This is a genomic window from Neobacillus massiliamazoniensis, assembly GCF_001048695.1.
GTDB lineage: Bacteria > Bacillota > Bacilli > Bacillales > Cytobacillaceae > Neobacillus > Neobacillus massiliamazoniensis.
The window spans coordinates 966,523-990,751 of the sequence record NZ_CVRB01000002.1; the positions used below are offsets into that span (position 1 = coordinate 966,523).

The following is a 24,229-nucleotide window of genomic DNA, read 5'->3' on the forward strand; positions in this document are numbered from 1 at the left end:
GACCCCTCGTTCAAAACTCAATCTATAGAAGCTGATGAAGCAAAGTTTACTATAAATTGTGGGTTGAGGGGTCTGGCACTTTGTTTTGGGTTATCCTTCTTTTTTTTTGCTAAGGCTGTGTTAAAGGTCATTGTTGATTTTGCCACAATGTTGATTGGAGCGGATGGCGCTCGACTCCTGCGGGAGTGCCGAGGAGGCTCCCCGGACCGCCCGCGGAAAGCGATCGCCTGGAGCGGAAATCAACAGGCAAGTTTAACAGGACCTTTGCTAAAAATAGACGCTGTTTATGCTAAAGGGCTTACAATTGCCGAACGAAAATAAATTATTTGTTTTACTATCAATATCTTATATAATAGATTAGCAAACAATCTTTGCTTTCAACAGGCGGGTGACAACAGAATGAAGTTTATATATGCTGTGATTATTATAGCTGTATTAGCCTGGCCGTTTAATTATCTTTATCAGATGCAATTAGGGTCGATTCCCTTCTTGTTGCTGGCGCTTTTCTTTATTTTTATGACCGTGAGACAGATAAAAAAAGTAAAGGCTCAAAAAGGGGTTAACAAGGATCAAGCAAAACGGGAAAAAATCAAGAGAAACAAAGGATAGAACTAGCATAAACGGCAGGAATTTGTTTATAATGAAGAATATGTATTTTGGAAAGATAAGCTAAAGGCGCCTTGACTAGGCGCTGAAGCTGGACAAGGAGAATGTCCTTTAACCACTCTTTTAAGAGTGTTAAATAGAGAAAGGAAGTGCCTATATTGAGTTTAAAACAATACTCAAAGGAGCAATTACAAGAGTTTTCTCTTATTGAATTGGCTTACGAATTTTTAAAAAATAGTAAGCAGCCGATTGCTTTTAATGATTTAGTAAACGAAATTGCCACAGCAGCGGGAATTTCAGCAGAAGAAATCCGCACAAGACTTGCACAATTTTATACCGATATGAATATCGATGGCCGCTTCCTTACACTAGGGGAAAACCGCTGGGGTCTTCGCGTTTGGTATCCAGTAGATACGGTTGAAGAAGAAGTGATAACCTCTGCGAAGCCTAAGAAGAAAAAGGCGAAGAAGGTTGTCGATGAGGATGTCGTTGACGAATTCGACGAGATGGACGAGATGGAAGAAGAAGACTACGATGATCTCGATGATTTTGCTGACGATGAAGATCTTGGTGAAGATGAAGACGACTTCGATGATATTGACGACCTAGATGAAGACGAGGATGTCATTGAGGAAGATGCTGACTTCGATCTTGGTGAAGATGAAGATCTTGGTGAAGATGAAGATCTTGATGAAGACCTCGACGAGGATGACGAGTTAGTCGACGAAGATGAAGAAGAGGAAGATAAATAATCGGCTTGACTTTTCATTCATGCCCTTGTAAAATCTTTTTTGGGCTCCTTAAAATAGGAACGATTCAATCATTAATCAAAATGCGCTCCCTTACTTATTGTAGGGTGGGCGCTTTTTTATTTTTGTCTAGCTTCAGCGCCTAGCCCCTCGAGGTCATAAGCCAATCCGTCATGAAGGTTAAAAAGCAACCTTCCTGCCGGCTCGTCTTATGCTTGGCTACAGAAGGCTAACGCCTTCTGTGCGCATTAAGGGAGACTAAGGCACTTATCAGTGCCAAGTCTCCCTATATCGGGGCTGATCAAGGCGCTTACGCTTTTCTTATTGTTTCACTTCCTTGTCGAAGAGCGACGAGGCGAAATTATTTTAGATAAATTAGCCTTAAACCATTTAGAAATTGTACACACTGAATTAGAGGGGGAATAATCAATGACAAAGTATATTTTTGTAACAGGCGGTGTGGTTTCATCACTTGGAAAAGGAATCACCGCAGCTTCACTAGGTCGTTTATTGAAAAATCGCGGGTTAAGTGTGACCATTCAAAAATTCGACCCTTATATTAACGTAGACCCAGGAACGATGAGCCCATATCAGCATGGCGAAGTATACGTTACGGGCGATGGTGCAGAAACGGATTTGGATTTAGGACACTACGAGCGGTTTATTGACATTAACCTTACTAAATATAGTAACGTGACATCCGGAAAAATCTACTCGACCGTTTTACGAAAAGAGCGCCGTGGTGATTATTTAGGTGGCACAGTCCAAGTAATTCCGCATATCACAAACGAAATTAAGGACCGCGTTTTCCGTGCCGGCAAAGAAACAAATGCTGATGTTGTTATTACCGAAATTGGTGGTACTGTCGGCGATATCGAATCTCTGCCGTTTTTAGAAGCGATCCGCCAAATTAAAAATGATATCGGCCGTGACAATGTAATGTATGTTCATTGTACATTAGTTCCGTATATTCGGGCGGCAGGTGAAATGAAAACGAAGCCGACCCAGCACAGCGTGAAGGAATTACGCAGCCTCGGAATCCAGCCAAATATTATTGTGGTAAGAACAGAAATGCCGATCTCGCAGGATATGAAGGACAAAATTGCCTTGTTCTGTGATATTGACGCCAAAGCGGTGATTGAATGCCGTGATGCCGATACGCTTTATTCTGTTCCGCTTGCTCTTCAAGATCAGAAAATGGACCAAATTGTCTGCGACCATCTTAAATTGACAACACCTGATCCAGACATGACAGAATGGAAGGCGCTTGTCGATAAGGTTTTAAACCTTTCAAATAAGACACGCATTGGTCTTGTCGGTAAATATGTTGAGCTTCAGGATGCCTATATTTCCGTTGTGGAAGCATTGCGCCACGCAGGCTATGCTTTTGACACCGACATTGAAGTGAAATGGATTAATTCTGACCATGTAACAGAAGAAAATGTGGCAGACTATTTGCATGATGTTGATGGTATTCTAGTTCCAGGTGGGTTTGGAGACCGCGGCATCGAAGGAAAGATCCATGCAACTCGCTATGCCCGTGAAAATAAAGTTCCGTTCCTCGGCATTTGCTTAGGTATGCAGCTGGCAACTATTGAGTTTGCTCGCAACGTTCTTGGCTACAAAGATGCACACTCGGCAGAATTCCGTCCAGATACGGAATATCCAATTATCGATTTACTTCCTGAACAAAAGGATGTTGAGGACCTTGGTGGTACATTACGATTGGGTCTTTATCCATGCCGCCTTGTCGAAGGAACGAAAGCGTTCGAGGCGTATGAAGAAAATGTTGTTTACGAACGCCACCGCCATCGTTATGAGTTTAACAACCATTATCGTCAAGAGATGGAAAGTGCAGGCTTTGTCTTCTCAGGAACAAGCCCAGACGGCCGTTTAGTCGAAATTATTGAATTGAATGATCATCCATGGTTTGTAGCATCCCAGTTCCATCCAGAATTCGTTTCAAGACCAACACGTCCACAACCGCTCTTCCGCGATTTTGTCAAAGCAACAATTCAAAAATAAACAAGTGTAATAGGCCAGCTCTGCTGGCCTATTTTTATGCATGGGGTTGGTTTGGCAATGGCACATGAGTGGGTCAAAACGGCACATAAGTGGGTCAAAACGGCACATAAGTGGGTCAAAACGGCACATAAAATCCAAAAATGGCACATAAAATGGAAAAACGGCACATATCGTATTTAAAGCAGGGGAAATCTGCAAAAAAGTAACTAAAAAGAGCAGCAGCCACAGTCAGAAAACAGGCGTTTTAGAAGGATTGGATAGACTTTTAAGAGAAACGGCACATAAAAAAGAAAAATGGCACATAAGTGGGCCAAAACGGCACATAAAATCCAAAAATGGCACATAAAATGGAAAAACGGCACATATCGTATTTAAAGCAGTGGAAATCTGCAAAAAAATAACTAAAAAGAGCAGCAGCCAGTCAGAAAACAGGCGTTTTAGAAGGATCGGATAGACTTTTAAGAGAAACGGCACATAAAAAAGAAAAATGGCACATAAGTGGGTCAAAACGGCACATAAAATCCAAAAATGGCACATATATCGGAAAAATGGCACATATATCGGAAAAACGGCACATAAATCCAATCGCCGTCGGTCCGCCACAACAAAAAAACGGCCTTTCTCCTGGCCGCTTTTTACAGATCATATTCCTCCAAAATTTCCTCAATCGTGAACTTCAGTCCATAATAAACAAACAATCCTGCCATCGAAGAGGGTATACAGAAGCGATTGCCGAATTCATCTGGAAGCAACCCCTTTTTAAGAGCTAAATCAATATGAACATCCGCTAGTTCCGCGAGCTTGCCCTCACCGTTCAGAGCAGTGGATACACCAACAAACGGGATTTCTTTTTCCTGTAGCTGTATAGCAAGTTCGACAGCATCGGAATCAGACGCATAACGGGTAAAAATGACCACCCGGTCCGCATCTGTTACTTCTTCAATATTTGCAAACGGTTTGGCAAATTTGAATGGTTCTGCACCTTCTATGGCCTCATTCACAATTGCTTTCATTTCGTTTGGCCCGTAAAGATAAATCACCCCATCACCAACCGGTGCTTGGGCTAGCAAGCGGGCTCCGTCCTCAAATGAAAATGCTTCTTTTTCCTCGATGCGCTTAAACAAGCCAGTTAATTGGGTCGTTAACATTTTTAACAAAACTACCACTCCTTTCAAGCCTTTATTATAGACTTTTTCCAAAAAAGAAAAAATAAAAGTCAATTTCCACAATATAGAAACAATTTAAGAAGGAATTTTGATAAAATAAGTAGAACTATATTCATAGGTATTGAAATAGGAAGAGGTGAAGGTTGTGAAAGAGAAGATTTTAATCGTAGATGATCAGTTTGGAATTCGGATTTTACTAAATGAGGTGTTTCAAAAGGAGGGGTATCAAACCTTTCAGGCTGCAAATGGACTCCAAGCGTTAGATATTTTAAAAAAGCATGACCCAGATCTTGTCCTTTTAGATATGAAAATACCAGGAATGGATGGAATTGAAATTTTAAAACGTATGAAAGTGATTGACCCGGATATTCGAGTTATTATCATGACCGCTTACGGGGAATTGAATATGATTCAAGAAGCCAAAAATCTCGGGGCTCTTACGCATTTTGCCAAGCCGTTTGACATTGATGATATCCGCGCTGCTGTAAGAAAACATATGCCTCAGAAAACTAATTAAAAAGTGGCTACGCTTACAATGTTACAGTTTGATCAGAGTGATGGAATTTCTTCTTTCCTTTTGTTATGATACATATGAACTTCACTAGATGGTTAACTTTTTTCGAGAATACATAATTGCAAAAATAGAGGGAAAACCTTTATATGGAAAGTCATGTTTCGAATAAAGTAACCAAAATTTAAGGAGGAATTCAAATGCCTTTAGTTTCTATGACTGAAATGCTTAAGAAAGCAAAATCAGAAGGATATGCTGTAGGACAATTTAATATCAATAACCTTGAATTTACTCAAGCCATTCTACAAGCAGCGGAAACAGAAAAATCACCAGTTATTTTAGGTGTTTCTGAAGGTGCTGGCCGCTATATTGGCGGTTTCAAAACTGTTTGCAAAATGGTAGAAGGCTTAATGGAAGATTATAAAATTACCGTTCCGGTTGCAATTCACCTTGACCACGGTTCTAGCTTTGATAAATGTAAAGAAGCAATTGATGCAGGCTTTACTTCTGTTATGATTGATGCTTCTCACCATCCTTATGAAGAAAATATTGAAATCACTACAAAAGTGGTAGAGTATGCTCATTCTAAAGGTGTTTCTGTTGAAGCTGAGCTTGGAACAGTCGGCGGACAAGAGGACGATGTAGTTGCAGACGGCATTATTTATGCAGATGCAAATGAGTGTGTGGATCTTGTGAAACGCACTGGCATCGATTGCCTTGCTCCAGCGCTTGGTTCCGTTCACGGCCCATACAAAGGTGAACCAAAGCTTGGTTTCAAAGAAATGGAAGAAATCGGAAACCTTACAGGTGTTCCATTAGTACTACACGGTGGAACTGGAATCCCTACAAAGGATATCCAAAAATCAGTTTCCCTTGGAACTGCAAAAATCAATGTTAACACTGAAAACCAAATCGCTTCTGCTAAAGTAGTGCGTGAAGTGTTAGCAGCAAAACCAGCAGAATATGATCCACGTAAATATTTAGGACCAGCACGTGACGCCATTAAAGAAACAGTTATCGGCAAAATGCGCGAGTTTGGTTCTTCAAACAAAGCATAATAAAGAGCGGCGCTAATCGAAGATGTGACTTGCGTCTCTTGCAAATAGGTTACAATCTTTGGTAACATTTGATTGAAGTGAAGCCGCCCTTGCCAAAAGGGCGGTTTCAAATGTTTTTTAAAGAAAAGCGGAAGCGCCTTGCTCAGGGGCGACAGGCATAAGACGAGCCGGCTTGAAGGTTGGTTTTTAACCTTCATGACGGATTGGCTTATGACCCCGAGCCCCTAGGCGCTGGAGCTGGACAAAAGAAAAGCGGAAACCGATACTCTTTTGAAGCTGGACATTACTCAAGATCCAAAGAAACAAATTCTAATAAAAATAACAAACTTGGAGGAAATCATCATGAAATTTTTTATTGACACAGCAAATATTAATGAAATCCGTGAAGCAAATGAGCTTGGCTTACTTGCAGGCGTAACAACTAATCCATCGCTTGTAGCAAAAGAAAAAGGCGTCTCATTCCATGACCGCTTGAGAGAAATCACTACGCTTGTCCCAGGTTCCGTAAGCGCTGAGGTAATTGCATTAGACGCAGAAGGAATGATTCGTGAAGGAAGAGAACTTGCTGCGATCGCACCAAATATTACAGTTAAAGTTCCAATGACTCTTGAAGGATTAAAGGCAGTCCATGCTTTTTCTAAAGAAGGTATTAAAACAAACGTTACTTTGATTTTTAATGCAAACCAAGCCTTGCTTGCAGCAAGAGCAGGAGCTACATATGTTTCTCCATTCCTTGGCAGATTAGACGATATCGGACAAAATGGGCTCGATCTTATTTCAACGATTTCTGAAATCTTTGACGTTCATGGTATTGAAACAGAAATTATCGCGGCTTCTATTCGTCATCCTATGCATGTGACTGAAGCAGCTTTAAGAGGTGCACATATTGCCACAATTCCTTATAATGTTATTATGAGCTTATGCAAGCACCCGTTAACTGATAAAGGCATTGAAGCATTCTTAAAAGATTGGAATTCACGTACAAACGCCTAATTTTCCGCAGTTTTTCCATTTTCGAATATTTTTTTAAATAGGAATACATGAAAATAAAATTTTCGTGTAAACTATATAAATAGACAAGCTGTCGGAATTTGCTGTTTAATGTTGGAAAAAAATACCTTGAGCTACACTAGGCGATTTCAGGCTTAGAAGGGAGTCGAAAATGGAAAAACTAAAGATTGCAGGCGGCTACCCATTAAAAGGAACCGTTCGGATCAGCGGTGCAAAAAATAGCGCAGTTGCCCTAATTCCAGCCACTATTTTAGCAGAATCACCGGTCACCATTGAAGGATTACCGGATATTTCTGATGTTGAAATTCTAAAGGGCTTGCTCGAAGAAATCGGCGGGAAAGTCACGCTAACCGAAGATGAAATGACAGTGGACCCTACCACGATGATTTCTATGCCGCTTCCAAACGGGAAGGTAAAAATGCTACGCGCATCCTATTATTTAATGGGGGCGATGCTGGGTCGGTTTAAAAAAGCAGTCATTGGTTTACCTGGTGGCTGCCATCTAGGCCCAAGGCCGATTGATCAGCATATTAAAGGTTTTGAGGCCCTAGGTGCAACCGTTACCAATGAGCAAGGAGCTATTTATTTGCGCGCCGATGAACTCCGAGGTGCAAGGATTTATCTTGACGTCGTCAGCGTCGGGGCGACGATTAATATTATGCTTGCTGCGGTAAAAGCTAAAGGGCGGACCATTATCGAAAACGCTGCTAAGGAACCAGAAATCATTGATGTAGCCACGTTATTGACGAATATGGGGGCGAAGATCAAAGGAGCCGGAACAGATGTCATTCGCATTGACGGTGTTGATTGTCTCCATGGTTGCCGCCACACCATTATTCCCGACCGAATCGAAGCGGGGACCTATATGATTATCGCCGCAGCGGTTGGGGAAGGAATTTTAATCGATAATGTCATCCCGCAGCATTTAGAATCCTTAACGGCTAAATTGCGTGAAATGGGTGTTCAGGTAGAATCAGGCGATGATCAAATTTTTATTAGCGGTTCATCTGCATTAAAAACCGTTGATATCAAGACGCTTGTCTATCCTGGTTTTCCAACAGATTTGCAGCAGCCGTTTACCACCCTGTTAACTCGTGCAGCTGGCTCTAGTGTGGTTACCGATACTATTTATGGTGCCCGCTTTAAACATATTGATGAGTTAAGAAGAATGAATGCCAATATTAAAGTTGAGGGACGTTCGGCGATTACTAACGGTCCGGTCCAACTTCAGGGGGCAAAGGTTAAGGCAAGCGATCTAAGAGCCGGTGCGGCATTAGTCATTGCTGGGCTGATTGCAGAAGGCATTACCGAAGTGACGGGGCTCGATCATATTGACAGGGGATACAGCAATCTTGTCGAAAAACTAAACGGGCTTGGGGCAACAGTCTGGCGTGAAGCATTAACGAAAGAAGAAGTCGAGCATTTAAAGAACATCTAAGAGTTCAAACGGTAAGACTAAAAAATCTGATCGTTAGGAATCAGAATTGGGAGATGGAAACCGATGGAAAGAAGTTTATCGATGGAGCTTGTCCGTGTAACAGAGGGTGCTGCCCTCGCTTCAGCCCGCTGGATGGGCCGTGGAAAAAAAGATGAAGCAGACGGAGCGGCAACATCGGCCATGCGTGACGTGTTTGACACAGTTCCGATGAAAGGAACTGTTGTTATTGGTGAAGGAGAAATGGATGAGGCGCCGATGCTTTATATTGGCGAAAAACTTGGAACTGGCTTTGGTCCTCGCGTGGATGTGGCCGTTGACCCCCTTGAAGGGACAAATATTTTAGCCTCTGGCGGCTGGAATGCGCTTGCCGTCCTTGCTATTGCCGATAATGGCAATCTCCTCCATGCACCAGATATGTACATGGAAAAAATAGCCGTTGGTCCTGAAGCCGTAGGACTTGTAGATATCAATGCTTCTGTACTCGATAATTTGAAAGCGGTGGCAAAAGCTAAAAACAAAGATATCCAAGACGTTGTGGCAACAGTCTTGAACCGTCCGCGTCATGAGCATATCATTGCCCAGCTTCGCGAAGCAGGCGCAAGGATTAAACTTATAAACGACGGAGATGTAGCCGGTGCCATCAATACAGCGTTTGAAACGACTGGCGTCGACATTTTATTTGGTTCAGGTGGAGCGCCTGAGGGAGTGCTTTCAGCGGTTGCCCTCAAATGCCTTGGCGGCGAGCTAATCGGAAAATTGCTGCCGCAAAGCGATGCAGAGCTCGAGCGTTGCATTAAAATGGGTCTTGATGTCAACAAGGTGCTCAGGATGGAAGACCTTGTAAAAGGTGACGATGCTATATTTGCCGCAACAGGGGTTACAGACGGCGAATTATTGCGCGGTGTCCAATTTAAAGGCTCATACGCGTCAACCCACTCCCTTGTTATGAGAGCAAAATCAGGCACCGTCCGCTTTGTTGAAGGCCGACACAGCTTGAAAAAGAAACCGAATTTAGTGATAGGTTAGGATTGCAGGAGGATGTCCCAAAAAAAGTGTCAGACCCCTCTCCCTACAATATATAGTTGAAAACGACAATATATTGAGTGTTGAGCCAGAGGTCAGACCCTTTTGGGACATCCTCTACCCCAAAACTTCAAGAGTTAACTTCCTCCCGAGAAAATTTTTCCAAACAAAAAATGTAGTTGATTATTTTTTTAGTAAAAGGGTAAAATAGAAGTTGTTTTATTATGCTTTTTTTTCTGCCAATCTATTCATTTCATTTATACTTCTTTCATCCTTCTTTGAAAAAGATGTATACTTTCTACCCCAAAAAACTCTAAAGAGAAAAAATATTAAAGAGTGGTGTACACATGGACTTAACAATTTCAGGTTTAGAAAATATGAAACTAAAGGAACTTTATGAGCTTGCTCGCGAATATAAGGTGACCTATTACAGCAAATTAACGAAAAAAGAATTAATTTTTGCCATCCTCAAATCCCGTGCAGAACAGCAAGGTTATTTTTTCATGGAAGGCGTCCTAGAAATAATCCAATCCGAAGGGTTCGGATTCTTACGGCCAATCAACTACTCTCCAAGCTCAGAGGATATTTATATTTCGGCATCGCAAATCCGCCGATTTGATCTTCGCAATGGTGATAAAGTTTCTGGTAAGGTACGGCCTCCAAAAGAAAATGAACGCTATTACGGACTTTTACACGTAGAAGCGGTGAACGGTGAAGACCCTGAATCCGCGAAGGAACGTGTTTACTTTCCAGCTTTAACTCCTCTCTATCCAGACAGACAGATGAAGCTCGAAACCAATCCGAAACATCTTTCCACAAGAATTATGGATTTAGTAGCACCGGTTGGATTTGGCCAAAGGGGATTGATCGTTGCGCCTCCGAAAGCTGGTAAAACGATGCTGTTAAAAGAAATTGCCAATAGCATTACAACAAACCATCCGGAAGTCGAACTGATTGTACTGTTAATTGACGAACGTCCGGAAGAGGTAACCGACATTGAACGCTCCGTAGCGGGTGATGTTGTCAGCTCTACCTTCGATGAAGTGCCGGAAAATCATATTAAAGTGGCCGAGCTTGTTCTCGATCGAGCGATGCGCTTAGTCGAGCACAAACGCGATGTAGTCATCCTGATGGATAGTATTACTCGCCTGGCGCGTGCATACAACCTTGTCATTCCACCAAGTGGCCGGACACTCTCCGGAGGGATTGACCCAGCTGCCTTCCACCGTCCGAAGCGCTTCTTCGGGGCTGCCCGTAATATTGAAGAGGGCGGCAGCTTAACGATCCTAGCGACCGCATTGGTCGATACCGGTTCACGGATGGATGACGTCATTTATGAGGAATTTAAAGGGACGGGAAATATGGAGCTTCACCTTGACCGTACTCTTGCCGAACGTCGCATTTTCCCTGCCCTCGACATTCGCCGTTCCGGAACACGGAAAGAGGAGCTGCTCATTCCGAAGGACCATCTCGACAAATTATGGGTGATTCGCAAATCAATGTCAGACTCGCCAGACTTTGCCGAACGCTTCTTGAAAAAATTAAAACAAACAAAGTCAAACGAAGAATTTTTCGAGCAAATAGGGGAAGAATTGAAAACCCGCCGTTCATAATGGTAGGACTTAGGAAAAATATGAAGGATAAGATTACGCTAAAACTAAATTCGGTCTTGGAGTCTGGTTGCTTGAGGGCTAAAATCCTAAAAATCCCATCTTGCAAAAGCGAGTTCTCCTTGCTATAATAGTTGCAGTGTGTTTTTAGTATATTGGTGCTGGTTTTAGACAAGCACTTATGATAACTCTGTTTCGAAAGATTCAGGGCAGAAGGAGCTGAAAATAATGAAAGCAGGAATTCATCCTAATTACAAAACAGTTAAGGTGACTTGTGCATGCGGAAATACGTTTGAAAGTGGATCTGTTAAACAAGAGATTCGCGTAGAAACTTGCTCTGAGTGCCATCCATTCTATACTGGTCGCCAAAAATTCGCTGAAGCAGGCGGACGTGTTGACCGCTTCAACAAAAAATACGGCCTTAAGCAACAATAAGCTCAGAAACAGGCAAGCAGAGACACTACTTGCCTGTTTTTTATTTATCATTAATAGCTTTTCAGTAAGTGTCCAGCTAGAGCCTAGGGACTATTAGAGCCCCCTGACCAAGGAGTTTGGGCATTTCTTAAATAATATATGTTTGAAAAGTGAAGTGCTCAACTTCAGTATCGCTGGGCACTTCAACTATTCACGATCAAATAGATACAAATAATGTAATTTAGGGTTTGCGCATAGGAAGGAGTCGCCATTCATGTACGTAATGAAGCAAAGCGGATGGGTTGAGATTATCTGCGGCAGTATGTTTTCAGGAAAATCAGAGGAATTGATTCGTCGCGTCAGACGTGCTCAATTTGCTAAACAAAAAATCGCTGTTTTTAAACCGAAAATTGATAATCGCTACAGTGAACATTCTGTAGTATCCCATAATGGATCCTCTTTTATTGCGACGCCAATATCCCACTCCATCGAGATTTTACATCATGTCGAATCAGATATTGAAATTATCGCGATTGACGAAGTACAGTTTTTCGACGAAGGAATCGTCCGTGTCGTTCAGCAGCTTGCTGACAGCGGCCACCGCGTCATTGCCGCTGGGCTTGACCAGGATTTTCGCGGCGAACCATTTGGCCAAATGCCAGAATTAATGGCCATCGCAGAACAAGTAACCAAATTACAGGCCGTCTGCACCGTTTGCGGCTCGCCATCAAGCAGAACACAGCGTCTCATCGACGGCAGACCAGCATCCTACCATGACCCAGTCATCCTAGTCGGCGCCGCTGAAGCCTACGAGCCTCGCTGTCGCCATCACCACGAAGTCCCAAAAACCATCCCAGTCAACACCCGCTAAGAGTTGGTGTCTCCCTGTTGGTGCCTGACACCCTTGGTGGACATTTGTCCGCGTGGGGTGGACAGTGGTGGTTGGAAAGATTTTTCTTGAGCGATTGAGTGTGTAGGCTGGGCATCCTAGTAATAGGAGGTGGAAATAGTGAAAAAGTTCATTTTTCCCTCACTATTACTATTGATTATGGCGATTCTTGTCTGTGGCTGTCAGGGCATTAAGAATAATGAAACAGCCTATGATTTTCGCAAGGATAAAAACGCACCCAACTATATGTCAAACGAACTGACAGGTCCCGACAAAGGAAGGGTTATGGGGAATGACGTAACCAATCAAAACCCGAATTTCCTTAAGCTGAGAGGAACAAGGAATGGCAATGCATCAGGGGGCAGCGGTAATCTTGGTGTAGATGCCGATAAAGCTAAGCAAGTCATAGCAGATACAAAAGAGTTCAGAACTGATTCCGTATGGATTAACGGCGACCGGATGTGGGTCAATGTTTATAAAATGGACCAGCTTACTATTCAAGAAAAACTTGACGCTCAAGCACGCCTCCATCGCAAATTAGTCGAAGCCTTACCAAGGTATAATATTGAAGTAAGTGTTCAGGAAGATAGAAGATAGCATGCTCTGATATCAAGGGCATGTTTTTTGTATACAACAAGATGTATGTGCTGTTTTTCAAATTTATGTGCCATTATTAAAATATATGTGCCAAAACAACCTACTTATGTGCCAATCTAACTTTTACCTTTATTTGCAAAATGCTTACAGGGTAAAAATGTTTTTTGACGGTGCATTTTTCCTATAATATAATTAGAATGTTATGGACTAAAACCAGAGGTGAATAGAGTGTTTGATCGTCTTCAATCCGTAGAAGATCGCTATGAAAAGTTGAATGAGCTTTTGAGCGATCCAGAGATAATTAATGATTCCAAAAAACTTCGAGAATATTCAAAAGAACAATCTGATATACAAGAAACCGTCCAAGCCTACCGCCAATATAAAGAAGCGAAGCAGCAGCTTCAAGATGCGAAAGCTATGCTTGATGAGAAGCTTGATGCTGAGATGCGCGAAATGGTTAAAGAAGAAGTGAACGAACTAGATACGCTTATTGGTGAATTGGAAGAGCAGTTGAGAATTTTGCTCATTCCGAAGGACCCGAATGATGATAAAAACGTTATTATGGAAATCCGCGGTGCAGCGGGCGGGGAAGAGGCGGCGTTGTTTGCCGGATCGCTTTACCGGATGTACAGCCGCTATGCTGAATCACAAGGCTGGAAAACGGAAGTTATTGATGCGAACGAGACAGGTCTCGGTGGCTTCAAAGAGATTATTTTTATGATTACGGGAACTGGTGCCTATTCTAAATTGAAGTATGAAAATGGTGCCCATCGTGTTCAGCGTGTGCCGGAAACGGAATCTGGTGGCCGGATTCACACGTCGACGTCAACTGTTGCCTGCATGCCAGAAGCAGAAGAATTTGATATTGAAATCCACGATAAAGATATCCGCTTCGATACATTTGCATCAAGCGGTGCCGGTGGACAGAGCGTAAACACGACGATGTCAGCTGTTCGTTTAACCCATATCCCGACAGGTATCGTCGCAACAAGCCAGGATGAACGGTCGCAGCATAAAAACAAAGATAAGGCGATGAAGATCTTACGTGCCCGTGTATACGATAAGTTCCAGCAGGAGGCCCAAGCTGAATTGGATCAAGCAAGGAAATCCGCAGTTGGTACAGGCGACCGTTCAGAACGGATTCGCACCTACAATTATCCGCAAAATCGTGTCACTGACCATCGCATTGGTTTAACGATTCAAAAGCTTGATCAAATTATCGAAGGCAAAATCGACGAAATCGTAGATGCCTTAATCCTTGATGATCAATCAAATAGACTGGCAAGTGCAACCAATGAGTAAAAAAATTTACGAAGCTCTTCAATGGGCTTCTTCTTTTTTAAAAACAGCAGACCGCGACGAGAATGCAGGGGAGTTGCTGCTCCGTCACTACACCGGCATGTCGCGGTCACAGCTATTTGCCAACGTCCGGGAAGAATTAATGCCTTCCATTTGGCAGACATTTGAAAAAGCAGTCATGGACCACGCCGCCGGCAGACCGATTCAATATATCATCGGTTCGGAGGAGTTTTATGGGAGGACCTTTGTTGTTAACGAAGAGGTGCTCATCCCAAGGCCGGAAACCGAAGAGCTTGTGTTGGAAACACTTCGCAGGGTAAAAAATGGACAAAAACTGCTAGATGTCGGGACAGGTAGCGGTGCAATCGCCATCACCTTGAAGCTTGAGCAACCATCCTTATTGGTGTCAGGCACCGATATAGCCTTAGAGTCACTAGCTGTCGCGAAGGAAAATGCCAATCGGCTTGGGGCGGATGTTCAGTTTGTTCATGGAGATTTGCTGCAGCCGTTTTTTGGGGAAGAGTTTGATGTAATTGTGTCGAACCCGCCGTATATCCCGGTTGGTGATATAGCGGAGATGTCCGAGGTAGTAACAGAGCATGAGCCGCATCGGGCCTTGTTTGCAGGCGCGGACGGACTCGACTTTTACCGCCGATTTATGGTTGAGCTTCCGGCTGTGCTGGCGCCGTGCGCGCTCGTTGCCTTTGAAATTGGGGCCGGTCAGGGCGAAGCGGTAGCGGAGCTTTTTCAAAAGACATTTGAAAATGTAAAGGTTGATATTCTAAATGATATTAACGGCAAGGACCGGATGGTGTTTGCGGAAATAAAGAGAGTGTGAATTCACACTCTCTTTTTTTATTGGATAAGACTTTGACTTCGAGAATTGCCTAGCTTCAGCGGCATAGCCTCTCCCAAACAGAGGACTCTTATTAAGTAGTGAGCGAGATTGGCGAGTAAATGATAAAAAGTGGCGAGTAAAGGGTATGTAAGTACGTGGGAAAGAGTGCAAAATATCGGTTCTCCTTTAAACAAAAAAGGACCGGGCGGATTTTTGCCCGGTTTTTCTCACATAAACTTATCATTTGGTGCTTCAAGCCTGATTTTTTCAAGCTCGAGCTTCATTTTTTCGGTTTCGATAAGGTAGTTTTCTTGCTTTAGTTTTTCGAGCTCTAGTTGGTCTTTAATCATTTCGTGTTTTATTTTGTTTTGCTTGCCAAAATGATCAGTCAAGATTGCAATGATTGGAATCGTGAGTGCCAAAGCCGGGATAATTACCCAAATCATAAACTTCCCCCACCTTTCTTTAGTTAAATAATACCAAATACAGACTATTTTTAAAATTAATAGTTTAAGATTTTTGGCTTTTGTCCACAATGAGGATAGAGAAGGGGCGGTGCTGGGGATGAGAAGCAAAGCTATAGTGTGGGGATATTTGATCTTATTATCGTTAGGAACAATTTTCAGTTTATGGATACCGAAAAATGAGGCGGTTGCAAAGGAATCGATTATTATACCGGGCGATGCGATTCGGCTGAGGATTCTTGCCAACAGTGACACGGAGAGTGACCAGGCGCTGAAGCGAAAGGTGCGCGATGCGGTCAATGCGAAAATTACTCTTTGGGTTCAGGATTTAACTTCGATGGATAAAGCAAAAGTAGTGATTAAAGATAAGCTTCCGGAAATCCAGACGATTGCCGAAAAAGTAGTGCAGGATTACGGATCGAAACAATCGGTTAAAGTGGAATTCGGCAAAGTTCAGTTTCCGACGAAATTATATGGCCAATTTTTATATCCGGCCGGGCAGTACCAAGCAGTGTTAATTACGTTAGGCGAGGGAAAAGGGGCCAATTGGTGGTGCGTCCTCTATCCGCCGTTATGTTTCCTTGATTTTTCGAATGGTGTAGCTGTAAGCGACGGCTTTGAAGAAAAGCATAAGGCGAAAGCAAAGGTAAAATCAACCGAAGAAATTGCGGCCTCGGCGGCCCTGACGGAAGTGGCAGCTGCGGGTGACGAGAACACTGATTCATCGGCGCCAGAAGAAGAAATCACTTCGGCGGCAAAGGAAAACTCTGATGCGAAAACAGAAGTGACAGACAAAAAAGCTCCGGCAACTTCGGCAAAGGAAAGGTCTGTGAAGAAAGTAGAAACGGTTGACGAAAAAACTCCGGCAAAGGAAACTTCTGCGGCGAAAGTAGAAGCGTCAGAAAAAAATACTCCGGCTGAAAATCATAACCCAAAAAAGCTTCAAGCAGAAAAGCCAGTATATACATCGGAGGATGAGGAGCCAGTAAAAGTAAAATTTTTCGTTGTGGAGCTTTGGAAAAAGCTATTTGATTGAACCGATCCAGTCTCAAAAGTGGGACTGGATTTTTTATTGAGCGTTCAAGAATGGGCCAGCTTCATAGGAGCAAGCTGCAGAAGCAATACATAGTACGTTGAAAAACATGAGTTTTCGGCGGAGGCGCCCAAAGAGTGCCTTCCGCTTTTTTTACTAGATTCCACTAGTTCTATTTAATCTAGTTTTTTCATATTCATAGAGTAGATGATGAAAATGAGGTGGTAAAGGATGCAGTCAGTGATTCGCAAAGCAGATAAAGAAGATTTGAAAAAGGTAAGAGAGTTTCTCACGAACGCTCAGCTGGGGACAGAGGGACTAACGGAGGAAAGCATGGACTATTTTTTGCTGCTAGAGGATGGGGACGGGAATATCAGGGGATCACTGGGGATGGAAGTGTTTGCTAGATATGGTTTGCTGCGTTCGTTAGTAGTTACATCCAGCCAAGCAGAGAAGGAAATTCTAATTCTACTAAATCAGATGCTGCAGTTGGCAAAGGAAAAGAGAATGAGCAGCATGTTTTTAGCGACAAATAAGAGCGCAGCGCTTCCTTTTTTTGAGGTGCTGGGCTTTCAAAGACTCGAGCAGGAAAAATTACCAAGTGAATTTTACAGCGCTGAGCATATAAAGCATATTTTAAATGTGGATAACTCCTATTTTTTGAAAATTTCGCTATAGTTGTGGATAGATTCGCAAAGTTATCCACTATTTCAACAAGGTTATTCACAATTTGTGGATAAAGCTTGTATTTAACCACACCTTCTTATATACTTGCAAACGTAAATATGAGGTAAGGTACGTTTTATATAAAGGTGGATCAAGATGAATACAAAGGTTTGGAAAGTGGATAAGTATGTGGATAATCTCGAAAATAATCCACATGTTGTGGATGCAGCACAGCTTTTAAGGGAAAATGAGGTCGTTGCCCTGCCAACGGAAACGGTTTATGGCCTCGGCGGTAATGCCGAAAGTGATGCAGCTGTGGAAAAGATTTTTAGCGCCAAGGGGAGGCCGAGCGATAATCCACTGATTATTCACATTGCGGAACGGGAGCAGCTCCAGCGCTTTGTGGCGGAAATACCGGCAAAGGCAGAACAATTAATGGAGGCGTTTTGGCCGGGGCCTCTTACGATTATTTTTAAAAAGAAAGCTGGCGTCCTTTCGGAAAAAGCAACGGCCGGACTGGATAGCGTCGGTGTGAGAATGCCGGATCATCCTGTTGCCCTCGCCTTGCTGAAACGCTGCGGGCTGCCGATTGCAGCGCCAAGTGCAAACAGCTCCGGCAAACCAAGTCCGACGAGAGCTGAGCACGTGATTGAAGATTTGCAAGGTAAAATTGCCGGTGTGCTCGATGGTGGGGCGACCGGGGTGGGCGTCGAATCAACGGTCATCGACTGCACTGACTCGGTTCCAGTTATTTTTCGGCCAGGCGGGGTAACGAAGGAGCAGCTCGAGGCTGTGATTGGCGAAGTCCGGATGGATCCAGCGTTAAGCGAGGAAACTGCGAAACCAAAAGCCCCAGGAATGAAGTACACCCACTACGCGCCCAATGCCCCGCTCTATTTAGTCGCGGGAAGCAAGGCGTTTTTGATGAAATTAGTAGAGGAAAAACAGCGGGAAGGCTTAAAGGTCGGGGTGCTGACGACAGAAGAAAACGTGAGCGAGTACGATGCGGATCTTGTTCTCGCCTGTGGAAAACGGGCCGAGCCGAAAACAGTCGCAGCCGCTCTCTATGATACGTTAAGGGCCTTTAACCATGAAAAGGTGGATATTATTTTTAGCGAAATGTTTTCTTACGAAGGCGTGGGCGATGCCATCATGAACCGGCTGCAAAAAGCGGCGGGAAATAAGGTGATTATTGAGTAGGCTGGGCGCTACATTCCCGAAGTGAGCCAAAATTCAATATTTCGGGAAACTAGAAGGTTTCTACGTTCATGAAAAGCGGTTAGAAATAAGATTTCGTTTACGTAGACACCTTCTACGTTCACGAAAAGCGATTGAAAACAGGAAATTGTTTACGTAGACACACTCTACATTCCCGAAATCGGGTAAAATTCAAATCTATGGGAAACTAGAGGCATTTTACGTGCTCGAAAAAGGGAAAATAGCATGATTCGGGTCACGTAAATTTGTAAATTGCTATTAAATAGAAGAAAATTTTGCTGCAGCTGAGCCCTATCAGCGGATTTCAGCAGTCTATCAGCAATTACGACCTTCTATCCGCGAATCGCATTTCCGGACCTAACCGAGCGGCTTCTCCAACTCGACTTCTAAAATACTTTGGACGTGCATATGCTGAATTAGCAAGTCCAAGGGGGCTGATTTTAGAATGACAGCAATGGTTGGAGAAATAGTCACGCTGTTAATCATGGCATTTGCGCTAGGAATGGATGCATTTTCGGTGGGACTTGGCATGGGAATGTACAAACTGCGGATGAGGCAGATTTTTAAAATAGGGATTACAATAGGGCTTTTTCACGTATGGATGCCGCTTGTGGGCTTGTTGATGGGAAAGCTTTTATCGGAGAAATTCGGCACCTTTGCCAGCATTATCGGCGGCTTGCTGCTGATCATTTTAGGTGTGAACATGATATGGGCAAGCGTTAAAAAGGGCGAAGAAAAAATTATCACTCCGACAGGAATGGGCTTGCTTATTTTTGCCTTAAGTGTCAGCCTTGACAGTTTTTCAGTCGGACTTTCATTAGGAATCTTCGGGGCGAAAACAGCCTTGGTTCTTTTATGCTTTGGAATTGTGGCAACGGTGCAAACATGGGCCGGCCTGTTGTTGGGCAGAAAGGTTCAAGCCTGGATTGGCTCATACAGCGAAGCGCTTGGCGGCGCCATATTACTTGCATTTGGTTTGAAACTGCTGTATCTTTTTTTCTAAAAAAATACAGAAAAATAGGAGAGAAGGAATGCTCATGCGGCGCATTTTGTTTGTATGTACGGGAAATACATGTCGAAGCCCAATGGCAGAGGCCATTTTGAAAAATAAAAAAATTGACGGCCTGGAGGTAAAATCAGCCGGCATTTTTGCTGTGAACGGAAGTGACGCCTCGACCCATGCCAAGCAAGTGCTCGATGAAAATAACATTTTCCATCACCATCAATCAAGTTTGCTGGCCAAAGAGGACCTGAACTGGGCTGATTTGGTTTTAACAATGACTACCTCCCATAAATACGCCATCCACCAGCAATACCCCAGCGTAAGTGCGAAGCTTTTTACATTGAAGGAATTTGTTGGTGAACCATTTGATCATGATGTCGTTGACCCATTTGGCGGTAACCTTGCCATCTACCAAGAAACCTATCAAGAGCTTGAAAAACTCATTAATAAAGTGTTGGAAAAAATTGGATAGATAACTAGGGAGCCTTTAGGGCTCCTATTTTAATGACTAGCTTTTCTAATATTTTTTACCCGCGAGCTTTCTATTTTTTTTTCAATATGTCAAAATGAAAGAAAACAACAGGAGGAGTCTAACATGAAAGTAGCATTGGCATCTGATCATGGTGGCATTAATATTCGCAAAGAAATCGCAAACTTATTGGAAGAATTGAACATTGAATACGTTGATTTTGGTTGTGATTGCAACACATCGGTGGATTATCCGGATTACGCGCTGCCTGTGGCGGAGAAAGTGGCAAGCGGAGAGTTCGACCGCGGCATTTTGATTTGTGGAACTGGAATTGGGATGAGCATCGCCGCCAACAAGGTAAAAGGAATTCGCTGCGCACTCGTTCATGATACATTTAGCGCAAAAGCTACGCGCGCTCATAATGACACTAATATATTGGCAATGGGCGAACGCGTCATTGGTCCAGGGCTGGCAAGGGAAATTGCGCAAGTTTGGCTGACCGGCGAATTTGAAGGCGGTCGTCATGTTGCACGGATTGATAAAATTAAGGCTATCGAAAACAAATACCTCTAAGGGGACAAACAAAATGATTCAACAATGGGAAACGGAATTAGAAGCGATCTTGGCAGAGTTTAAGGAGCAAGTTGGATTCAAGCCTGGACAGTTGCTCGTTGTGGGCTGTAGCACGAGCGAGGTCATGGGCGAACGAATTGGTACAGCAGGAACCTTTGATGTGGCGGAAATGATTTTTCGCACCTTGACGAAGCTGCAGCAGGAAACGGGAATCGAGCTAGCGTTTCAATGCTGTGAGCATCTAAACCGCGCCCTAGTGGTGAAAAGAACGGTTGCCCTCGAGCACGGCTTGGAGGAGGTTTCCGTAGTTCCTGTCCGCAAGGCTGGTGGAGCAATGGCGACGTATGCTTTTGAACACACGAACGATGCCGTTGTCGTGGAATTCTTGAAAGCAGACGCTGGTATCGACATTGGTGATACCTTCATAGGCATGCATTTGAAGCATGTTGCAGTACCGATTCGTGTTAAACAGAAAATGGTCGGCCATGCCCGTGTGACGCTGGCTAAAACAAGACCGAAGCTCATCGGCGGGGAGAGAGCCGTTTACGTGCGTAATCGTGACAATTCCAGCTGTTCGTAAGCAGTCAGCTGGAATGTTGTGAATTTCAGGCTGCTATTTTTTACAGCAGGTTAGCGTAAAGCCAATTTTTAACATGTTTTTTTAATTATCTTAAAACTTTTAAAATAAAGCAAAAACATGCTAAAATAAAATGGAATTTTCGAAAGTTTTCGGTTTCATACAATAAGGGGGATACGATTACGATGAAGCATTTGTCACAGCAGGATGAGGCAGTTTTTCAGGGGATTCAACAGGAATTGGGCCGTCAGCGCGCCAAAATTGAATTGATTGCCTCAGAAAACTTTGTTAGCGAAGCGGTCATGGAAGCCCAGGGCTCTGTGTTAACGAACAAATATGCAGAAGGATACCCGGGACGCCGCTACTATGGTGGCTGTGAATATGTTGATGTTGTCGAAAACATTGCTCGCGATCGTGCAAAACAAATTTTCGGCGCGGAACATGTGAATGTTCAGCCACATTCCGGTGCCCAAGCCAACATGGCGGTCTACTTCACGATCTTAGAGCAAGGTGACACAGTACTCGGCATGAATTTATCACATGGCGGCCACTTAACGCATGGTAGCCCGGTCAACTTTAGTGGAATTCAATATAACTTTGTTGAATATGGTGTTGATGAAGTAACGCAACAGATCAATTATGATGATGTCTTGGCAAAGGCACGCGAGCATAAACCAAAGCTGATTGTGGCAGGGGCAAGCGCCTACCCAAGGGAAATTGATTTTAAAAAGTTCCGTGAAATCGCCGATGAAGTTGGCGCCTATTTGATGGTCGATATGGCTCATATCGCCGGATTGGTTGCGGCAGGACTGCACCAAAATCCAGTTCCATATGCTGATTTCGTGACAACGACTACGCATAAAACATTGCGTGGGCCACGCGGCGGGATGATCCTTTGCCGTGAACAATTTGCCAAACAAATAGACAAGTCAATTTTCCCAGGCATTCAAGGCGGTCCTTTAATGCATGTCATTGCTGCAAAAGCAGTTGCTTTTGGCGAAGCGCTCCAGGACAGCTTTAAAGACTATGCAGGAAACATTATCGCCAATTCCAAACGCCTTGGTGAAAGTCTGCAAAAAGAAGGTATTAAACTTGTTTCCGGTGGCACGGATAACCACTTATTGCTCGTCGACCTGCAAAACCTTGGTTTAACAGGGAAAGTGGCAGAACATGTGCTTGATGAAATCGGTATTACCGTGAACAAGAACACCATTCCATTCGATCCACAAAGCCCGTTTGTAACGAGCGGTATTCGGATCGGAACAGCTGCTGTGACATCGCGCGGCTTTGGCTTAGAGGACATGGACGAAATTGCCTCTATTATTGCCTTCACGCTAAAAAATCACGAAGACGAAGCAAAGCTTGCTGAGGCACGTGAACGCGTGACGACTCTAACCAACAAATTTACGCTATACCCTGAATATTAATAGGAAACCGGCTGTGGTGCCTGACACCAAGCCGGTTTTCTTTTTAAGGAAATTGATAGTGTCGCCGATTTGAAAAAGGTAGAAAAGAATGGCCACTTTGAGTTGCCCATTCTATTTTTTTTCTGTAAAATGAGGCGAAGCGAAATTTATTTTAATTAAAGGGGCGATTATTGTGGCAAAGGTGTATGTCTTCGACCACCCACTCATCCAACATAAGCTTACTTACATACGTGATAAAAACACAGGAACAAAGGACTTCCGTGAACTGGTTGACGAAGTAGCGACACTAATGGCATTTGAAATCACAAGAGATATGCCGCTTGAAGATATTGAAATTGAAACACCAGTGTGCATGGCTAAATCAAAAGTTCTCTCCGGGAAAAAAATTGGACTTGTACCGATTTTACGCGCCGGCATTGGCATGGTAGATGGAATACTAAAACTAATTCCTGCTGCAAAGGTCGGACACATTGGTTTATACCGCGACCCTGAAACGTTAAAGCCGATCGAATATTACGTGAAGCTCCCAAGCGATGTCGAAGAGCGCGACTTCATCGTCGTCGACCCAATGCTTGCAACAGGCGGATCTGCCAATGAAGCGATCCACTCCTTGAAAAAACGCGGCGCGAAAAACATTAAATTCATGTGCCTAATCGCTGCACCAGAAGGCGTCGAAGCTGTTAAGAACGAGCACCCGGACGTAGACATCTATATCGCCGCACTCGACGAAAAACTAAACGATCACGGCTACATCGTACCAGGCTTGGGCGATGCTGGCGACCGGTTGTTTGGAACGAAATAATTTGAAAGCCAGGCATTTGAAATGCCTGGTTTTTTTATTTTGAATGGGTGGGGCGGTCGGCGTCGCGAATCCTGGACAAATGGCACATAAAAGTGAAAAACGGCACATATATTTTTAAAATGGCACATAAAATGAAAAAACGGCACATAAAACACAAAAATGGCACATATATTGGAAAAACGGCACATATCGTAATTCAAGCAGGTGAAATCCTTAAAAAAGTAACTGAAAAGAGCGGCTGCCAGTCGGAAACCAGGCGTCTTAGATGATTAGGATAGACTTTTGAAAGAAACGGCACATAAAAATGGAAAATAGCACATAAGTGGGTGAAAACGGCACATAAAACACAAAAATGGCACATATATTGGAAAAACGGCACATATCGTAATTCAAGTAGGTGAAATCCTTAAAAAAGTAACTGAAAGAGCGGTTGCCAGTCGGAAAACAGACTTCTTAGATGATTAGGATAGACTTTTGAAAGAAACGGCACATAAAAATGGAAAATGGCACATAAGTGGGTGAAAACGGCACATAAAACACAAAAATGGCACATAAATTTGAAAAACGGCACATATCGTAATTCAAGCAGGTTAAATCTTTCAAAAAGTAACTGAAAAGAGCGATTGCCAGTCGGAAAACAGGCGTCTTAGATGATTAGGATAGACTTTTGAAAGAAACGGCATAAAAATGGAAAATGGCACATAAAAGTGAAAAAACGGCACATATCCTGTCCAAAACGGCACATAAACCACTTCCTCCCCCC

General features: G+C 43.4%; 26 protein-coding genes. 24 read left to right on the top strand and 2 right to left on the bottom strand.

What is annotated here, in order from left to right; genetic code table 11:
• The first annotated feature begins 399 nt into the window (after positions 1–399).
• From BN1082_RS12435 to BN1082_RS12445, 3 genes are all read left to right on the top strand, one after another.
• Positions 400–609 (top strand): hypothetical protein, encoded by a 210-nt coding sequence (locus BN1082_RS12435; RefSeq protein ID WP_090634776.1) that lies wholly within the window; start codon positions 400–402, stop codon positions 607–609.
• A gap of 146 nt (positions 610–755) precedes the next feature.
• The gene (gene rpoE, locus BN1082_RS12440) at positions 756–1,358 is read left to right on the top strand and encodes a DNA-directed RNA polymerase subunit delta (protein ID WP_425412145.1); all 603 of its coding nucleotides are present in this window, start codon (positions 756–758) and stop codon (positions 1,356–1,358) included.
• A gap of 426 nt (positions 1,359–1,784) precedes the next feature.
• Positions 1,785–3,380 (top strand): CTP synthase, encoded by a 1,596-nt coding sequence (locus BN1082_RS12445; protein WP_090634781.1) that lies wholly within the window; start codon positions 1,785–1,787, stop codon positions 3,378–3,380.
• 635 nt (positions 3,381–4,015) lie between these two features.
• On the opposite strand, the gene BN1082_RS12450 is transcribed toward BN1082_RS12445, so the two are convergent.
• Positions 4,016–4,537, bottom strand: a complete 522-nt coding sequence (locus tag BN1082_RS12450; protein ID WP_090634783.1) for a DUF2529 domain-containing protein — start codon at positions 4,535–4,537, stop codon at positions 4,016–4,018.
• Between the two features lie 154 nt (positions 4,538–4,691).
• Between BN1082_RS12450 and BN1082_RS12455 the strand changes: the two genes are divergently transcribed.
• The 11 genes from BN1082_RS12455 to prmC all read left to right on the top strand — a co-directional run bounded on the left by BN1082_RS12455 (position 4,692) and on the right by prmC (position 15,234).
• Positions 4,692–5,063, top strand: a complete 372-nt coding sequence (locus BN1082_RS12455; protein ID WP_090634785.1) for a response regulator — start codon at positions 4,692–4,694, stop codon at positions 5,061–5,063.
• Between the two features lie 194 nt (positions 5,064–5,257).
• Complete coding sequence (locus BN1082_RS12460) at positions 5,258–6,115, top strand: class II fructose-bisphosphate aldolase (protein WP_090634787.1); 858 nt, start codon at positions 5,258–5,260, stop codon at positions 6,113–6,115.
• Positions 6,116–6,457: 342 nt separating this feature from the next.
• Complete coding sequence (gene fsa / locus BN1082_RS12470; protein WP_090634790.1) at positions 6,458–7,108, top strand: fructose-6-phosphate aldolase; 651 nt, start codon at positions 6,458–6,460, stop codon at positions 7,106–7,108.
• Between the two features lie 169 nt (positions 7,109–7,277).
• Positions 7,278–8,564, top strand: coding sequence for a UDP-N-acetylglucosamine 1-carboxyvinyltransferase (locus BN1082_RS12475; protein WP_090634792.1), 1,287 nt, complete (start codon positions 7,278–7,280; stop codon positions 8,562–8,564).
• Between the two features lie 63 nt (positions 8,565–8,627).
• Entirely contained in the window at positions 8,628–9,590 is a 963-nt protein-coding gene (gene glpX, locus BN1082_RS12480) for a class II fructose-bisphosphatase (protein WP_090634793.1), read from the top strand.
• A gap of 344 nt (positions 9,591–9,934) precedes the next feature.
• Positions 9,935–11,200 (top strand): transcription termination factor Rho, encoded by a 1,266-nt coding sequence (gene rho / locus BN1082_RS12485; RefSeq protein WP_090634795.1) that lies wholly within the window; start codon positions 9,935–9,937, stop codon positions 11,198–11,200.
• A 225-nt stretch (positions 11,201–11,425) separates the two neighbouring features.
• Complete coding sequence (rpmE, locus tag BN1082_RS12490) at positions 11,426–11,632, top strand: 50S ribosomal protein L31 (RefSeq protein ID WP_090634796.1); 207 nt, start codon at positions 11,426–11,428, stop codon at positions 11,630–11,632.
• 253 nt (positions 11,633–11,885) lie between these two features.
• On the top strand, positions 11,886–12,482 hold the full coding sequence (locus BN1082_RS12495; RefSeq protein WP_090634798.1) for a thymidine kinase: 597 nt from the start codon (positions 11,886–11,888) through the stop codon (positions 12,480–12,482).
• Between the two features lie 138 nt (positions 12,483–12,620).
• Positions 12,621–13,097 (top strand): hypothetical protein, encoded by a 477-nt coding sequence (locus tag BN1082_RS12500; RefSeq protein WP_090634799.1) that lies wholly within the window; start codon positions 12,621–12,623, stop codon positions 13,095–13,097.
• A 228-nt stretch (positions 13,098–13,325) separates the two neighbouring features.
• Entirely contained in the window at positions 13,326–14,399 is a 1,074-nt protein-coding gene (gene prfA / locus BN1082_RS12505) for a peptide chain release factor 1 (protein ID WP_090634800.1), read from the top strand.
• Positions 14,392–15,234, top strand: coding sequence for a peptide chain release factor N(5)-glutamine methyltransferase (prmC, locus tag BN1082_RS12510; RefSeq protein WP_090634802.1), 843 nt, complete (start codon positions 14,392–14,394; stop codon positions 15,232–15,234). Before prfA ends, prmC begins: the two co-directional genes overlap by 8 nt.
• Positions 15,235–15,461: 227 nt before the next feature.
• Here the strand turns inward: prmC and BN1082_RS12515 are convergent, their stop codons facing one another.
• On the bottom strand, positions 15,462–15,680 hold the full coding sequence (locus tag BN1082_RS12515; protein ID WP_090634804.1) for a hypothetical protein: 219 nt from the start codon (positions 15,678–15,680) through the stop codon (positions 15,462–15,464).
• Between the two features lie 118 nt (positions 15,681–15,798).
• Between BN1082_RS12515 and spoIIR the strand changes: the two genes are divergently transcribed.
• The 10 genes from spoIIR (at position 15,799) to BN1082_RS27475 (ending at position 23,735) form a co-directional block, all read left to right on the top strand.
• Positions 15,799–16,734 (top strand): stage II sporulation protein R, encoded by a 936-nt coding sequence (gene spoIIR, locus BN1082_RS28700; protein ID WP_090634806.1) that lies wholly within the window; start codon positions 15,799–15,801, stop codon positions 16,732–16,734.
• Positions 16,735–16,962: 228 nt separating this feature from the next.
• On the top strand, positions 16,963–17,409 hold the full coding sequence (locus BN1082_RS12525) for a GNAT family N-acetyltransferase (RefSeq protein WP_090634809.1): 447 nt from the start codon (positions 16,963–16,965) through the stop codon (positions 17,407–17,409).
• Between the two features lie 144 nt (positions 17,410–17,553).
• Positions 17,554–18,597 (top strand): L-threonylcarbamoyladenylate synthase, encoded by a 1,044-nt coding sequence (locus BN1082_RS12530; protein ID WP_090634811.1) that lies wholly within the window; start codon positions 17,554–17,556, stop codon positions 18,595–18,597.
• Positions 18,598–19,060: 463 nt separating this feature from the next.
• Complete coding sequence (locus tag BN1082_RS12535) at positions 19,061–19,618, top strand: manganese efflux pump MntP (RefSeq protein ID WP_090634813.1); 558 nt, start codon at positions 19,061–19,063, stop codon at positions 19,616–19,618.
• A gap of 34 nt (positions 19,619–19,652) precedes the next feature.
• Positions 19,653–20,090 carry a low molecular weight protein arginine phosphatase gene (locus BN1082_RS12540; RefSeq protein WP_090635012.1) on the top strand — a complete coding sequence of 146 codons (438 nt, stop codon included), beginning with the start codon at positions 19,653–19,655 and terminating at the stop codon, positions 20,088–20,090.
• Between the two features lie 123 nt (positions 20,091–20,213).
• Entirely contained in the window at positions 20,214–20,660 is a 447-nt protein-coding gene (gene rpiB, locus BN1082_RS12545; RefSeq protein ID WP_090634816.1) for a ribose 5-phosphate isomerase B, read from the top strand.
• Positions 20,661–20,673: 13 nt separating this feature from the next.
• Positions 20,674–21,240, top strand: a complete 567-nt coding sequence (locus BN1082_RS12550; RefSeq protein WP_090634817.1) for a TIGR01440 family protein — start codon at positions 20,674–20,676, stop codon at positions 21,238–21,240.
• 182 nt (positions 21,241–21,422) lie between these two features.
• Entirely contained in the window at positions 21,423–22,664 is a 1,242-nt protein-coding gene (gene glyA, locus BN1082_RS12555; RefSeq protein WP_090634819.1) for a serine hydroxymethyltransferase, read from the top strand.
• A gap of 172 nt (positions 22,665–22,836) precedes the next feature.
• Positions 22,837–23,466 carry a uracil phosphoribosyltransferase gene (gene upp, locus BN1082_RS12560; protein WP_090634821.1) on the top strand — a complete coding sequence of 210 codons (630 nt, stop codon included), beginning with the start codon at positions 22,837–22,839 and terminating at the stop codon, positions 23,464–23,466.
• A 131-nt stretch (positions 23,467–23,597) separates the two neighbouring features.
• Positions 23,598–23,735 (top strand): hypothetical protein, encoded by a 138-nt coding sequence (locus tag BN1082_RS27475; protein ID WP_176699749.1) that lies wholly within the window; start codon positions 23,598–23,600, stop codon positions 23,733–23,735.
• Positions 23,736–24,229: the final 494 nt, after the last annotated feature.